The organism is Streptomyces sp. NPDC001292, from assembly GCF_042896465.1.
Classification (GTDB): domain Bacteria; phylum Actinomycetota; class Actinomycetes; order Streptomycetales; family Streptomycetaceae; genus Streptomyces.
In genome coordinates this window covers 1-13217 of the sequence record NZ_JBIAXG010000067.1, presented here as the reverse complement: position 1 = coordinate 13217, position 13217 = coordinate 1, and the positions used below count along the sequence as shown (strand labels likewise).

General features: G+C 72.5%; 15 protein-coding genes and 1 pseudogene. 8 read left to right on the top strand and 8 right to left on the bottom strand.

Going from position 1 to position 13217, the window contains the following annotated elements; genetic code table 11:
- The first annotated feature begins 31 nt into the window (after positions 1-31).
- Complete coding sequence (locus ACFY4A_RS38925) at positions 32-850, top strand: SAM-dependent methyltransferase (RefSeq protein WP_390834050.1); 819 nt, start codon at positions 32-34, stop codon at positions 848-850.
- Between the two features lie 88 nt (positions 851-938).
- Here ACFY4A_RS38925 and ACFY4A_RS38920 read toward each other — a convergent pair whose 3' ends face one another.
- Complete coding sequence (locus ACFY4A_RS38920; protein ID WP_390834049.1) at positions 939-1862, bottom strand: helix-turn-helix domain-containing protein; 924 nt, start codon at positions 1860-1862, stop codon at positions 939-941.
- Between the two features lie 99 nt (positions 1863-1961).
- A complete protein-coding gene (locus ACFY4A_RS38915; RefSeq protein ID WP_390834048.1) occupies positions 1962-2192 on the bottom strand; it encodes a DUF397 domain-containing protein in 231 nt (76 codons plus the stop codon).
- A gap of 153 nt (positions 2193-2345) precedes the next feature.
- Here ACFY4A_RS38915 and ACFY4A_RS38910 point away from each other — a divergent pair, with 153 nt between their 5' ends.
- From ACFY4A_RS38910 to ACFY4A_RS38895, 4 genes are all read left to right on the top strand, one after another.
- Positions 2346-2840 carry an ATP-binding protein gene (locus tag ACFY4A_RS38910; protein WP_390834047.1) on the top strand — a complete coding sequence of 165 codons (495 nt, stop codon included), beginning with the start codon at positions 2346-2348 and terminating at the stop codon, positions 2838-2840.
- Positions 2841-2883: 43 nt separating this feature from the next.
- Positions 2884-3399: a hypothetical protein gene (locus ACFY4A_RS38905; protein ID WP_390834046.1), complete on the top strand. Its 516-nt coding sequence runs from the start codon at positions 2884-2886 to the stop codon at positions 3397-3399.
- Between the two features lie 312 nt (positions 3400-3711).
- Entirely contained in the window at positions 3712-3960 is a 249-nt protein-coding gene (locus ACFY4A_RS38900; protein WP_390834074.1) for a WhiB family transcriptional regulator, read from the top strand.
- A 142-nt stretch (positions 3961-4102) separates the two neighbouring features.
- Positions 4103-4366 carry a DUF5133 domain-containing protein gene (locus ACFY4A_RS38895; RefSeq protein ID WP_390834045.1) on the top strand — a complete coding sequence of 88 codons (264 nt, stop codon included), beginning with the start codon at positions 4103-4105 and terminating at the stop codon, positions 4364-4366.
- 41 nt (positions 4367-4407) lie between these two features.
- On the opposite strand, the gene tgmB is transcribed toward ACFY4A_RS38895, so the two are convergent.
- From tgmB to ACFY4A_RS38880, 3 genes are all read right to left on the bottom strand, one after another.
- Positions 4408-5391 carry an ATP-grasp ribosomal peptide maturase gene (gene tgmB / locus ACFY4A_RS38890; protein WP_390834044.1) on the bottom strand — a complete coding sequence of 328 codons (984 nt, stop codon included), beginning with the start codon at positions 5389-5391 and terminating at the stop codon, positions 4408-4410.
- A 14-nt stretch (positions 5392-5405) separates the two neighbouring features.
- Positions 5406-5597 (bottom strand): putative ATP-grasp-modified RiPP, encoded by a 192-nt coding sequence (gene tgmA / locus ACFY4A_RS38885; protein ID WP_141364557.1) that lies wholly within the window; start codon positions 5595-5597, stop codon positions 5406-5408.
- A 121-nt stretch (positions 5598-5718) separates the two neighbouring features.
- Entirely contained in the window at positions 5719-6051 is a 333-nt protein-coding gene (locus ACFY4A_RS38880) for a DUF1232 domain-containing protein (protein WP_390834073.1), read from the bottom strand.
- A 230-nt stretch (positions 6052-6281) separates the two neighbouring features.
- On the opposite strand from ACFY4A_RS38880, the gene ACFY4A_RS38875 reads away from it, so the two are divergent.
- Positions 6282-7286: a hypothetical protein gene (locus tag ACFY4A_RS38875; protein ID WP_390834043.1), complete on the top strand. Its 1005-nt coding sequence runs from the start codon at positions 6282-6284 to the stop codon at positions 7284-7286.
- A gap of 191 nt (positions 7287-7477) precedes the next feature.
- Here ACFY4A_RS38875 and ACFY4A_RS38870 read toward each other — a convergent pair whose 3' ends face one another.
- Positions 7478-8710: a hypothetical protein gene (locus tag ACFY4A_RS38870; RefSeq protein ID WP_390834042.1), complete on the bottom strand. Its 1233-nt coding sequence runs from the start codon at positions 8708-8710 to the stop codon at positions 7478-7480.
- Between the two features lie 476 nt (positions 8711-9186).
- Here ACFY4A_RS38870 and ACFY4A_RS38865 point away from each other — a divergent pair, with 476 nt between their 5' ends.
- Complete coding sequence (locus ACFY4A_RS38865; RefSeq protein ID WP_390834041.1) at positions 9187-9414, top strand: chaplin; 228 nt, start codon at positions 9187-9189, stop codon at positions 9412-9414.
- Positions 9415-9566: 152 nt separating this feature from the next.
- Here ACFY4A_RS38865 and ACFY4A_RS38860 read toward each other — a convergent pair whose 3' ends face one another.
- Positions 9567-10931, bottom strand: a complete 1365-nt coding sequence (locus ACFY4A_RS38860; protein WP_390834040.1) for an FAD-dependent oxidoreductase — start codon at positions 10929-10931, stop codon at positions 9567-9569.
- A gap of 159 nt (positions 10932-11090) precedes the next feature.
- On the opposite strand from ACFY4A_RS38860, the gene ACFY4A_RS38855 reads away from it, so the two are divergent.
- A complete protein-coding gene (locus ACFY4A_RS38855; RefSeq protein WP_390834039.1) occupies positions 11091-12023 on the top strand; it encodes a DMT family transporter in 933 nt (310 codons plus the stop codon).
- Between the two features lie 393 nt (positions 12024-12416).
- Here ACFY4A_RS38855 and ACFY4A_RS38850 read toward each other — a convergent pair.
- A pseudogene (locus ACFY4A_RS38850) lies at positions 12417-13127 on the bottom strand (DUF5914 domain-containing protein); the annotation flags it as partial.
- Positions 13128-13217 lie beyond the last annotated feature (90 nt).

Below are 13217 nucleotides of genomic sequence, written 5' to 3'. Positions count from 1 at the left end.
GCGCGGTGGAATCGGCGAATCTGGGGAACTGATGCCTGCGGAGAACCAGCTGTCCACGAAGATCGATGAGAACGTGCCGACGGCTGCGCGTATGTACGACCACTACCTGGGTGGCAAGGACAACTACGCGGCCGACCGGTCCGCGTGCGAGGAACTCGACAAGGTCGTCCCCAGCACCCGCCGGCTCGCCCTGAACAACAGGCGCTTCCTGCAACGGGCCGTCCGCACGCTCGCCGAGGACCACGGGATCCGGCAGTTCCTCGACCACGGCTCCGGCCTGCCCACCCAGGACAACGTCCACCAGGTCGCCCAGCGCGTCGACCCCGAGTCGCACGTGGTCTACGTCGACAACGACCCGATGGTGCTGGTCCACGGCCGGGCCCTGTTGCAGCAGGACGAGCGCACCGCGGTCATACACGCCGACTTGCGGCAGACCGACGAGATCTTCTCGCACCCCGAGACCCAGCGCCTGATCGACTTCTCCCAGCCGGTGGCCGTGCTGTTCAACTCGGTGTTCCACTGCATCCCGGACAGTGACACCGACGGTCCGCTCGCCGTGGTGCGGCGCGTGCGGGAACGGCTCGCGCCCGGCAGTCTCATGCTCATGTGCCAGCTGGTCAGCGAGGACCCCGAGGTGCGGGCCTTCGTCACCGACTTCATGGACAAGGTCACGCAGGGCCACTGGGGCCGGGTGCGCCAGGAGAAGGACGTCGCCGAGTGGTTCGAGGGCCTGGAGCTTCTCGAGCCGGGCCTGGTGGAAGTGTCCACCTGGCGGCCGAACACCGAGGTGGCACCCCGTCAGCTCACCCACGAGTGGGTGGAGTTCGGCGGCATAGGCCTGATCCGCTAGCGGATCAGGCCGTACGGCGACACGGACACGAACGACGACGCCCCGTCCAGTCCCGGGTTCCGGGTTCTGGACGGGGCGTTCGCTCGCCTTAGGAGGCCGACGCGTAACGGTCGTTGGCCGTCTTGCGCAGCACTGCCATGGACTCCTGCGGGGTGAGCGCCTCGTCGGCCAGCCGGTCCAGGGCGATCCGGTACTCCTCCGTCTCGTCGCGGTCCTCGAGGAAGTTGGCGCTTCTGATGTGCTCGAGGTAGACGACGTCGGGCAGGTCCAGGCCGCCGAACCGGAGATACGTGATCGGGATGGCGGGCGCGGACGCGTTCGTCACGTCCAACGGCACGATCTGCACGGTCACGTTGGGGCGCTGCGCCATGGTGACGAGGTGGTCGAGCTGCTCGCGCATGACCTCGCGGCTGCCCAGAACGCGCAGCAGTACCGATTCGTCGATGACAGCCCACAACTGGGGCGCGTCCTGCCGCAGCAGCAACTGGGCCCGCCGCATGCGCAGTTCGACGCGCCGCTGCACCTCGCTCGCCGAGGCGGTCGGCAGACCCCGCTCCACCACCGCCCGGGTGTACGCCGCGGTCTGGAGCAGACCGGGCACGTACTGGATCTCGAAGGTGCGGATCGCGGCGGCCGCCTCCTGGAGGCCGACCAGCCGGTCGAACCATTCGGGCATCAGCCGTTTGTCGTAGCGCTGCCACCAGCCGGGCTCGCCCGCCCGCCGCAGCAGCCTCAGCAGGACCGAGGACTCGTACTCGTCGGTGCCGTACAGCTTCAGCAGGGCGCGGACGTCGCCCTCGGCCGGGGGGCGGCGTCCCTTGCCCGACTCGATGCGCGAGAGCTTCGCGGCGCTGAACCCGAGTTCGCGCGCCGACTGCTCCTGGGACAGGCCGGCGTCCTCACGGAAGCCCGCCAACTGGACGCCGACCAGCATCTTCAGCAGAGTCGGCGCCGGCTCGGGCCGGTCCAGATAGGGTTCGAGGCGGGAGATGCGATGTGGCTCGGCGGACATCCTGACTCCCAGTGGACCGGCAGACTTGAGAAGTCACCGTACCCCACCGTCCGACTGCGGAGGGCGCTCGCCGGGGGAAGTCGGCAAGTTCCCTCCGCTTCACAGCAGATGGTCGAACTCGCCCTCTTTGGCACCGGCCAGGAACGCGGCCACCTCAGCGGGGGTGTAGACCAGCGCGGGACCGTCGGGGTCACGGGAGTTGCGCACCGCGATGTCACCGCCGACCAGAGTGGCGACTTCCACGCAGTTGCCTTCGGCGTTGCTGTGCCGGCTCTTGATCCAGCGGGCGTCCAGCGAACTGGCCCGCACTCCGTTCCGCACTGGTGGCACCGCGGTCTCCTTGCTGTTCACGTTCGCACGTCCGCACGCACTTTCACGAGAAATTTCGCGTGCAATTGCATGTGGACGCTGTCAGCGTGGATAATAGCCGGGGCGTCAACCCTCTGTGGACGCTGTTCGGTGACGTCGCATCAGGGAGATGCCGTGCCCTCACCAGTGAGTCGAGAGCTCGAAGTGCCGAGCGCGGCCGCCGTGATCGCGCCGTGGGCGGAGGGGACCCCCGGCGCGCTCGCGGCCGCAGCGCTGCGGATCGACTGCGGCCGGGAGGGATTCGCCCGGGCTCGCGCCTTCACGCGCGAGACCTTGGACAGGTGGTCGCTCGACCACCGTGCGGACGACGCGGCCGTCATCGTCACCGAGCTCGCCGCCAACGCGGCGACGCACGCGGTGCCGTACGCCCCGCCCGGCGACACGGCCGTGTGGCTCGGACTCGCCGTCGACGCCGCACAGTTGATCATCACCGTCTCCGACCCCTGCGCCGGACGGCACATACGCCGCACTCCGGCGGGCTTCAGCCTGCTGGAGCACGGCCGGGGGCTGCGCATCGTGGACGCCCTGGCCGAGGAGTGGGGCTGGAGCCCGAGACCACCGGCGGGCAAGTCGGTCTGGGTGAGGCTGTCGACGCGTCCGCCCCGCTGAACCGCCGCTCCCCCATACGACCGCCGCCGGAAAGGACGACGCCATGCGCACCGTACCGACGGAGCAGCCCAGCCAGCGCACCCACCGCGCGACCCCGCTGTCGGCCCTGGGGCAGGTGCCCTGGAGCGACATCAGGGACTCCACCGGCTCCGCGGCCGCCATCCCCCTGTTGCTCCACAAGGTGGCCTCGGGCGACGCCCGGACCGCCCGCGCCGCGCTGGACGATCTGCGCGGACGAATCTGCCAGTACGGCTTCGTGGTGGAACAGGCCACCGCCGCCACGGTCCCCTTCTTGTGGGAGCTCGCCCAGCTCCCGCGCGTGACCTGCCGTCCGCAGATCATCCAGCTGCTGAGGAGCATCGCCGGCGCCCGGCAGTGGGAGAGCGTCGCCGCGGTCTACCCCAAGCTGCTCAATCACCGCGAGAACCCGGTGGTGTGGGAGCGCAGCGCGCGGCAGGCCGTGCGCGCCCGGCGCGGCGCGCTGCCGGCGCTGCTGGCCGACCGCGACCGCGAGATCGCCGAGGCCACCGCGGAACTCGCCGACGCGCTCTCCGAGTGAGCCCGGGTCCCGGGACCTCCGCAGGGCCCTGACCGCCCGTACTCCCTGCACGGATTCGGCCACCAGCGCGAAGAATCACTCGTCGAGTGGGCCCGTGGCCGCAGGCCGTCCGCTCCGAGGCGTCCATGGCAGGGTGTTCTCCTGTGCGGCTCCTGCGTGGCGCTCACCCAATCGTGGCCGTGGGGCCGAAAAACACCTATATTGCGGATACCTCTGCCGGGTCGTGCGGCGCCCTGCTGCCGCAGACGGGAGCTGCCCGGAAAATGTGCGGCCGAGTGTTCAGCGGAGGTCCCGGTGAGCGTTGTCCGAACGATCGAGAACTGGCGCGAGCGCGGGGCGTGCCGCTTCGAGGACCCCGAGTTGTTCTTCCCGCTCGGGGAAAGCGGTCCGTCCCTGCGTCAGATAGAACAGGCCCGCGCGGTGTGCCGCCGATGTCCCGTGCTGCGCGAGTGCCGGGCCTGGGCCCTGCGCAACAGCGAGTACGACGGTGTCTGGGGCGGCATGACCGCAGGGGAGCGCCGCGCCGCTACGCGGCGCGGGTCCGGGGACCGCGGCCGGTAGCGCCGGCGGTGCCCCGGTGGCGAGCGGTGGCCGTGCCACCGGAAATCGACTGAATTCGGTCAAACATGCCCGCGAGCCGGTCGCCGTGCATGGCACGGCGTGCCGCGGGCGTACGGAGCAAAAATCGAGAGAGGGGCGCTCCGTGCTGGTTCCGGACCCGAAGGTCGTCAGGACGTTGCTGACTCGGTACGCATCGCTGAAGATCGCTCAGGCGGAGAGGGAGCGGGCGGAGACGGCCCGGGAGTTGGAGGACGTCAGCTACACCTTGTGCGTCATGATGGGGGCCACCGGCATCCACGAGGCCATCGGCAAGGCGGACGCCCTGCTGCTCGCCCGGGGGCGAGCAGCGGACGCGGACGTGAGCACCGACGCCGACGGGGACGGCGCCCTGTCCCTGGCGGTCTGACCGAGCGCCGGACGCACGGTGCCTCCTGGCGCGGCGTTCCGTCAAGTAGCCGTGCTACGCCTGCCGTTGGCGTGCTCGCGTGCCCGCGGGGCGGGGCGGGCCAGCCACTCGGCGATGGTGCGGGCGATCGGCTGGCCGGTCTCCACCTCGACGAACCCGAACTGGCCGGACTGGTTGCACTCCAGGAACCACCAGGTGCCGTCGGCGTCCTCGGCGAAGTCGAAAGCACCGTAGGCCAGTTCGGCCTGCCGCAGATACGTGCGCACCCCCGCTGCCACACGCGGCGGGACCTCGGCCGCCCGCCACGGCGTCCCGGACGTGGCGAACCGGACATCCACCTCCTCCGGGTCGGCGTCCGCCGGGGTCGCCTTGCGGGCGGCCAGCAGCGTGTCGCCGACCACGGTCAGCCGGATGTCTGCGCGCTTGGCGATCCTGCGTTGCAGCAGGGTCGGGCCGTAGGCCACCGCGCCGAAGTCCGCGTCCGGGGCGACCCGGCTGGTCGGCACCGCCCTCGGCGGCTCCTGCGGATGAGCGCCGGAGACCGGCTTGACCACCAGGTCCGGGAAGCGCTCGGCGAACTCGCGGGCGGCCTGCGGGAACGTGGTGACGAGCGTGGCCGGCACCGGCAGTCCGCTGCGCTGGGCGAGCCGCAGCTGCCAGGGCTTGTGCCGGGCACGCTCGGCCGCGTCCGGATGGTTCATCCAGCGGGCTCCGCAGCCGCGCAGCATTCCGTACAGGGCCTGAGCGGCCTCCTCGGTCAGCCACGCGGACGGCCTGGTCGCCCGGGCCGCGGGAACTCCGGGTCTGCGCACCCAGACCGAGCGCAGTCGGCTCACGCTCACCAGCCGCCCGCCCGCCGACAGATGGCCGCTGAAGGACCCGTGGACCCACTCGCCCGACAGGGCGGCGCCCGCGGTCAGATCGGCCGGATCCAGTCGGACCACCGGAGTCGAGGTGGCGTTCAGGCGCATCACCACCATGTCCGCCGTCACGTCCTCCTCGCCGGTGAGGATCAGTACGGTCATCTCCTCGGCCGTGCTCAGTCGTCGAAGTGCGTCTTGGAGCCCGCCGTGGAGGTCGTGGTGCCCAGCTCTCTCAGCAGCGCGTGGTCGGATGCGGCGATCCGTCCGTCCATGAGAACGTTCAACTGCAGCCCGGAGTCGTAGGCGTACGGCGTGGCGGCGTCCCGTTCCACTGCCGGACGAGCGTAGTTGAGCGCGAACGGTTGCATCGTCTCTCCCCTGTCGGTGCAGCCGCGACCAAGCGGTGTTGCTGCTTGTGGCGTCGCTTGGCGCGCTGACTTCGTTTCGGGTTCCCGAGACTTATACGAATCGAACGAGTGAATGGTTTCCTTACGGAGCGTAGTCCTTGGCCTCCGGCTGCCCCCGACGCCCGAAAAGTCCGGTTCGCCGTGCCGGGGTGGGCAGCCGGTCACCGCCGGCGGCGTGCAGCGAACGCAGCGCCAGGAGCAGGACGCCGATGTCGTCGAGGTACACCGGGTCCGGCAACAGATCCGTGGGCAGGACGAGATAGAGGACGGCACCCCAGAAGACCCAGCGCGGCCCTGTCGGAAGGCCGGCGCGGCGCAGTTCCCGCCGGGTGCGCACCAGACGCCTGAGCAGCACGACGGCCATGGCCAGCACGGCGGCCAGGGCCAGCGCGACGGCAGCGATGACGGCGGTCATGAGCAGCACCTTCGCGGTGGAGTCCACGGTTCGTGCCCTTCCTCGTCGTGCCGCTGACCGGCCCCTCTCCTTGTCGGATGCCCAGGTTGCCGCCCTTCCATGACCGGATGTCACCCCGCTGCGTCGTCCCGGTGGCGCGTCGGGCGGCGCCGCCCTTGTAATGGCGGGGTAAAAGGCGTGTCGCGCTTCGGGGGCGCAAGGGCGGCCGCATCCCTGCCATGGAGCCCAGCATGACCACCCGCTCATCACCATCCCAGTCGAACCAGGCCGTCATCGAATTCACCGACGAGATCCACTGGTCCGGGCCGCCCGGCGGCATGGTGGGAGGCGGCGAGGGCGCGGCCGGTGATCCGGTCGGCGGCCTCGTCCGGGCCGCGGTCGACGACCGGCCTCTGGAGGAGATCCTCCGGCTCGTCATTCTGCTGGAGGAATCGCCCGAGCACGCCGAGGCCGTCCGGCACGCCCTGCGCGCGGTCGCCCTGAACCGGCCGGTGGAGGACGTCGCCCGTCTGGTCGCCGAGCTGACCCGGCCGCCGCGGCCCGCCGACAGCGCCGACGACACGATCCGCGCTGCGGTCGGCGGCCGCTGCGTGGAGGACGTCACCCGACTGGTGGCGCTGCTGCACCGGCCACCGCAACTGCCGCACTGCGGCCGGGCGGCGATCCGTGCGGCCGCCGCCGGCCGCACGGTCGAGGACCTCGTGGAGCTGATCGGGCGGCTGGCGCAGGAGCGGCACGACGAGCCGGGTGCGACGCCGGGCGCGGCCGCGGAACTCGAGGCCGTGGGCGAGCGGGCCGGACGGCCCGCTTTCTGGCCCGGCTGGATCGCCGCGGCGGCCCTCGCGGTGTGCGGCGTGGCCTATTTCCCGCTGCGCTGGCAGGGCGTGCCCCTGTTCGTCTGTTTCCTCGCCCTCACCGTGTCGGGGCTGTGCGGGCTGCTGGCCCTGTTGCTGGCCCTGCGCGCCGGCGTGGTGGCCCTGGTGGCGGGAGCGGTCGTCCCGGCGGTGCTGGCCGGAGTCGGCTACGTCGAAGGCAGGTTCGTCCCGGCGCAGGTCTCCCGCGCCCTGGCGATCACGGTGGCACCGCCGCTGAGCGCCGGACTCACCGCGGTGTGCGCGTCGCTGGCCAGTCTGGCAGCGCTCTCGCTGCTGCTGATGGTGCAGGCCGCCGAACGGCACCCGCCGCCCCGGCCGACCGGACTGGGCTCACGGACCGTCAACCCACCGGCCCCGTGAGCCGCTTGCCCGGTGCCGGGAACGGCTCGTTCGGAAGCGAACGCCCGTCGCCCGACGGACGGCTCCGCCCGCGAGGGAGCCGCCCCGCCGCGGCGCGTCCGGGCGGCCCCCCGGACGTGCTGCCGAGCGGACCGCGTGTCCGGTCCGCGGCACCCGGCGGCGCCGGGCATCCGTACCACCGCGGACCGGGCTCAGTCCCCGGTCCTCGGCTCCGGGCCTCCGGCCGGCGGGGACGTGCCGGCGTCCCCGCCGGCCGGAGATGCGCCACCGTCGTCGGAGGCCGCACCGGCCTTCGGCCGCCGATCCGGCGTGGTGCCCGGGCGCAGCGACAGGGCGGTGCCCTTCAGGCGCTCCAGGCCGCGCGCCAGTTGCTGGAAGGGGGACCCGGAGGCCGTACGGGCCTGCTTCCTGGCGGGCAGCATGCCCTCGGCCTCCGCCTCCCGGTACACGGCGAGGGCTTCGTGGGCGCGTTCGGCGGCCTCCTTGTACAGATCCCGGGACTTCGTCATCGACTCCAGGGCCTCGGAGTACATCGTGACGAGCTCGTGCGCCCGGGCGAGTTCTTCCTCGAGCGTCAGCAGCTGCCACTCCTCGCGCAGCGCGGTGAGGGCCCGGTCGGCGCCGCTCGGCAGCGGCCTGGGCAGCGCGGCGAAACGGTTGACGGCGTCGATGAGTTCGGTGGGTTCCGTGCCGTCGAGGAAGACGCTGCGCACCGCGAAGTCCGCCACGTCGTAGCCGGGTGGCGCGGGACTGCCGGGCAGGACCACGGCGCCGCCGCGGGGCACCCGGACGCCGAAGTCGTCCAGCACCCAGTTCACCGCCCGGAACCGGTGCGGCGCCGCCCGGTGCTCCACCACCCGGTGCCGCAGGCCCTCGGGCAGCAGCCGCACCACCGCCGCCCGGCCGCGCTCGCCGGGCGTCATGGCCTCGTGGACGACGACGTGCAGCGTCCAGGTGTCCCGGGCCGCGTGCCGCAGGACCCGCCTGAGTTCCTTGTCGTCGTCCGGGAGGGGCGTGACCTCCCCGAGCGGCAGACCGGTGACGGCCTCGTGCTGCGGGCCGGCGTCGGGCCCCTGCGGCCAGAACATGGTCGCGGGGGAGGGCCACCTCGGGTCCCAGGGCTGCTCCGCCTCGGCCATCAGCACCCACTCGCGCCCCTGACCGTAACCGGAGCCGGCGAGGGGCGCGAGGGCGAGCCGGGCCCGTACGGTCACCTCGCCGGGCGCCAGCCAACGGGCCTCGAAGACCTTCTCGCCGCCGGGACCGGTGTCCTCCGGTTCGAGGTGGTCGTGGATGACGCCGTCGGCCTTGAGCTGCTTCAGGTGGCGCCGTACGACGTCCTCCGCGGCGGGCCCGGTGTGGCGGCCGCGGGCCGGCCACACCGTGGGCGGGGTCGCGGGGCGGGGGGTGGGAGAGTTCGACATGAGCCAATCTGGGAGTGGGAACGGCGTGTGCGTTCAGTATCGCCAAGCCGGATCATGCCCGGTCGCGCGGGGTCGGCGCCCGTCCCGCCGTGGCGGCGGCGCCGTTCCCGCGCGGCCGGGCGTGTACCGTGGCCGGGCGTTCTCCGTGGTCAGCCCGTCTGCGCGGTGGTCCGGCGGGCCCCGGCCGGCCGGTCGGCGACGTCCACCGTGAGTCCCCGGCGGGGGCGGCGCGGCGTTGACGCGGGCGCCGGAGCCCGGGAACTCCGGCAGGGCCGACACCGCAGGGCCCCGGCCGTCCGGCCACGGTCCGCGACCTCTCCCTGCGAGGCGTTACCCGTGCCGCTTTCCCCGTTCGGACCATGTCACGCCCTGTGAGGCTGACAGTTCTACTGCATTCGGCGGTGGAACGCTGTTCAGCGGCGCCCGGGACCCTCACCGTGGGAACGCCCGTGTTCTTCGAGCGACAGGAGTTCTCCATGAGGATCAGAATGACGGCTGCCGCCGCCCTGGCTGGTGCGGCCCTGATGACGTGCGCGGGAACCGCCGCAGCCGACTCCGGCGCGACCGGTACCGCCGCCAACAACGCCGGGCTGCTCTCCGGCAACGTCATCCAGGTTCCCCTCCACCTCGGTCTCACCCCGTGCGGCAACTCGGTCAACCTGATCGGAATGCTCAGCCCCACCGCCGGAAACGTGTGCAGCTAGGGCGACCCCGGCGGAGCGGTGCGCGTCCGCGCACCCGCTTCCCGCGCAGCCGAACGAGCCGTGCCCTGACAGGGCACGGCTCGTTCCGCCTGGGGCTCCACACCGGGCTCGCCGTCCGCCGGGCGGTGCCTGCCCGGCAGGGGCGCGCCGGACTACGCGCCGCTCGCGCGGAGCATGTCCTCGCGTTCGACGATCTTCACGCGCTCGCGGCCCTGCGGCTCGCCCAGGGCCTTCTCGGCGGCGTCCAGGCGGTACCAGCCCTCCCATGTGGTGAAGCGGACGTTCCGCTCGGCGAGGAAGGCGTCGACGGCCTCCGGGGCGGGCGCGGCCGGCGTGTGCAGGCGCCCGTTCGCGAAGTCGTCCAGCAGGTTGGCGACCGTCTCGTTGGCGTCGCCCTTGGTGTGGCCGATGAGACCCACGGGGCCGCGCCGGATCCACCCGGTGACGTACAGGGACTGCACGTGCCGGCCGGACCCGGCGATGATCCGGCCGCCCTCGTCCGGGACCGTGCCCGACTCCAGGTCCCAGGGCAGCTTGGGCAGCTTGTCGGAGAGGTAGCCCACGGCGCGGTAGACGGCCGTGACGTCCCAGTCCTTGAAGGTGCCGGTGCCCTTGACGTTGCCGGTGCCGTCGAGCGCGGTGCGCTCGGTGCGCAGGCCGACGACCTCGCCGTCCTCGCCGAGGATCTCGGCCGGGGACTCGAAGAAGTGCAGGAACAGCTTGTGCGGCCGGTTGCCGACGTCGCGGATCGCCCAGTTCTCCAGCGTCTTGGCGACCATGTCGGCCTGCTTGTTGCCACGCCGGGTCGCGATGGAGCCCTCGTCGTAGTCGATGTCCTCGGGGTCGACGATGACCTCGATCGAGGGGGAGTGGTCCAGCTCCCGCAGCTCCAGCGGGCTGAACTTCGCCTGCGCCGGACCCCGGCGGCCGAACACGTGGATCTCCACCGCCTTGTTGGCCTTCAGGCCCTCGTGCACGTTCGGCGGGATCTCGGTCGGCAGCAGCTCGTCTGCCGTCTTGGCCAGGATGCGGGCCACGTCCAGGGCGACGTTGCCGACTCCGAGCACGGCGACCTTCTCCGCCGTCAGCGGCCAGGTGCGCGGCACGTCCGGGTGTCCGTCGTACCAGGAGACGAAGTCCGCGGCGCCGTACGAGCCGTCGAGCTCGATGCCGGGTATGGGCAGCGCCCGGTCGGCCGTCGCGCCGGTGGAGAAGATCACGGCGTCGTAGAACGCGCGCAGGTCGTCCAGGCTGATGTCGCCCGGGTAGTCGACGTTGCCGAAGAGCCGGATCTGCGGCTTGTCGAGCACCTGGTGGAGGGCCGTGACGATGCCCTTGATACGGGGGTGGTCGGGGGCGACTCCGTAGCGGATCAGGCCGAACGGGGCCGGCATGCGCTCGAAGAGGTCGATGGACACGCCCGGTTCGGTGGCCACGTCGGACTTGAGGAGGGCGTCGGCGGCGTAGATCCCGGCGGGGCCGGCTCCGACGATGGCTACCCGCAGGGGGCGGGGCATGATCAGGTTCCCTTCGAGCGAGGATGGTCGACTCGTCGGCAACCCTAAATTAAGGCAAACCTAAGTTGGTACGCTGGTCCGGCCTATGGGTCCATAAAGTCGATTTATGGCCCTGCGTGACGGCAGGACGGCACGGCGCCGGTCGGGCATGGTGGACCTGTGATCGGGTTGGCCGCGTGCTTCGCCGTCATGGGGGCCGCCAGCAACGCCATGGGCACGGCCTTCCAGCGCAAGGCGGCCTCCACCGTCGAGCGCGGCGGCGGCCTGCGCCTGCTGCTCGCCCTGGCGCGCCGCCCCGCCTGGCTGGCGGGCATCGGCGGGGTGATGGGGGCCGCCCTGTTCCAGGCTCTCGCGCTGGTGAACGGGCCGATGGCGCTCGTGCAGCCCCTGTTCATCCTGGAACTGCCGTTCGCCCTGCTCATCGCCGCCCCCTTGATGCACCGCAGGCTGCCCCGCGCGGGCTGGTGGGGGGTGGCGGGCATGGTCGGCGGTCTCACGCTGGTCCTGGTCTCGGCCGCCCCCTCCGGGGCCCGGGACCAGGCGTCGATGATGGGGTGGATCCCGGCCCTGACGGTGTGTCTGGGGGCGATGGCGGCGGCGGTGGTCCTCGCCCGGCCGGGACGCCCCGCCCTGTTCCGCGCCGCCGTGCTGGCCGCGGCCGCCGCCATCGGCAACGCCCTGACCGCCGCCCTGCTGAAGTCGGCGTCCGGCACCCTTGACGCCTCCGGCTTCGCGGCCTTCCTGACCACCTGGCAGACGTACGGTTTCGCCCTCACCGGGATCGGCGCCCTGTTGCTGCTGGAGAACGCCCTCCAGGCCGGCTCGCTGGCCGCCTCCCAGCCGGCGCTGACGATCGGCGACGCCACGGTGAGCCTGCTGCTGGGCGTCACGCTCTTCGGCGAACAGGTACGAACGGGCTGGTGGCTCCTGCCGGAGCTGATCGGTGCCGGGCTGATCCTGTGGGGCGTCCTGCGGCTCATCCACGTGGTCCCGCACGCCCAGCAGACCCTGCTCGGCGACGGCCGCTCCGCCAGCCCGGCCGGCAGCCGCGCCGGCCGCCCTGCCCCGCCCGAGCACGCGTCCGGGTCCTAGGATCCTTCGTTTGGATCACGCCGGGCTCGCGGGGGTCTGACACCGCTCCCACAAGCTCTTCGAGCAGTGGGGGATCCCCAGCCGTGTTGTCGTCGGTCGGCGGGGCTCCGCCCTGCCGACCTCCTCCGCCTCGCGATGCTCCCCCACTGCCTGAAGGGCGTGGGAGGCGCCCCCAGCACCAGACCCCGCTCCCCGATCCGGTCTGATCCAAACGAAAGGCCCTGGGTCCCGTCGTGCCCGAAGAGCTTGGCGGTGGGCGTGCCAGGCGTCGCGCGGCAGGCGGGAACGCGGCGACAGGGCCTACCGGCCCAGGCCTCAGCCGCACCGGCTCGAGCACGGGCGGCGACGCCGGACGTCGGCGTGACGGGCCCGGCAGGCGGACGTGCGTGGCGGTCAGCCGGGGAAGCGGCCCGTGGAACGCAGTGCCCAGCGGCGCTCCGCGTAGGCGAGGTCGTCCCGCCACAACCGCCCCGCCGCCGCCCGCATCAGCGGCCGCAGCAGCGGCGCCGCCCGGCGGGCCAGGGCGAATCCCGGGCGATCGGAGAGGGCCACCACCGCCTCCACGACGGCGGTACGAGGTCGGCCCCACGCGTCCGGGCCCAGCGGCGTGGCGTGGGTCTCCACCACCGAACCCCGCCCCTCACCCTCGGTGATGCGCATGACCACCGTGCGCGGCTCGGGGGCGGTGAACACCGCCCGCACGGGCACCACCAGCCGCCCCGCCACCCTGAAGGACACGTCCACGGTGAAGCCGTCGTCGCCCTCCTCGAGCCCGGGCCGCCGGCCACCGCCGTCCGTCCCGCCGCCACGCCCGGCCCCCCGGCCCGGCGGCGCGACCACGGTGAGGTCCACGAACGAGTACGGGTGGAACCAGGCGCCGTGCCAGGGGTCCAGCCGGTTGGCGACCACGTCCTCGGGCTCACAGACGCCCACGCCCACGTAGACGGCCGACAGCGCGGCGGACCGGGCGGGCCGTCGGGGAACGAACGGCGCCACGGTGGCAGTTTCACCGCCGACGTCGTCCAGACGCACCCAGACGAGCACCCCGTCGTCGTGCACCGGCAGCGGCTCCCAGCCGGCGGACGGGGCCCCGTCCAGGGCTAGGAGCGTGGGTCAGTAACGGGCAATTGGCCGGTCGGTCGTGATCGGTGTGATTGATTGCGGTCGGGCGGCGGGCCCGGGGTCCCGACCTGC

Bases quoted from the DNA above. Each gene is read 5' to 3' on its own strand.
- ACFY4A_RS38865 (WP_390834041.1), top strand. From the start codon at position 9,187: ATGAGGATCAGAATGACGGCTGCCGCCGCCCTGGCTGGTGCGGCCCTG.
- tgmB (WP_390834044.1), bottom strand. From the start codon at position 5,391: ATGACCGTACTGATCCTCACCGGCGAGGAGGACGTGACGGCGGACATG.
- ACFY4A_RS38880 (WP_390834073.1), bottom strand. From the start codon at position 6,051: ATGACCGCCGTCATCGCTGCCGTCGCGCTGGCCCTGGCCGCCGTGCTG.
- tgmA (WP_141364557.1), bottom strand. From the start codon at position 5,597: ATGCAACCGTTCGCGCTCAACTACGCTCGTCCGGCAGTGGAACGGGAC.
- ACFY4A_RS38905 (WP_390834046.1), top strand. From the start codon at position 2,884: ATGCGCACCGTACCGACGGAGCAGCCCAGCCAGCGCACCCACCGCGCG.
- ACFY4A_RS38920 (WP_390834049.1), bottom strand. From the start codon at position 1,862: ATGTCCGCCGAGCCACATCGCATCTCCCGCCTCGAACCCTATCTGGAC.
- ACFY4A_RS38925 (WP_390834050.1), top strand. From the start codon at position 32: ATGCCTGCGGAGAACCAGCTGTCCACGAAGATCGATGAGAACGTGCCG.
- ACFY4A_RS38860 (WP_390834040.1), bottom strand. From the start codon at position 10,931: ATGCCCCGCCCCCTGCGGGTAGCCATCGTCGGAGCCGGCCCCGCCGGG.
- ACFY4A_RS38870 (WP_390834042.1), bottom strand. From the start codon at position 8,710: ATGTCGAACTCTCCCACCCCCCGCCCCGCGACCCCGCCCACGGTGTGG.
- ACFY4A_RS38875 (WP_390834043.1), top strand. From the start codon at position 6,282: ATGACCACCCGCTCATCACCATCCCAGTCGAACCAGGCCGTCATCGAA.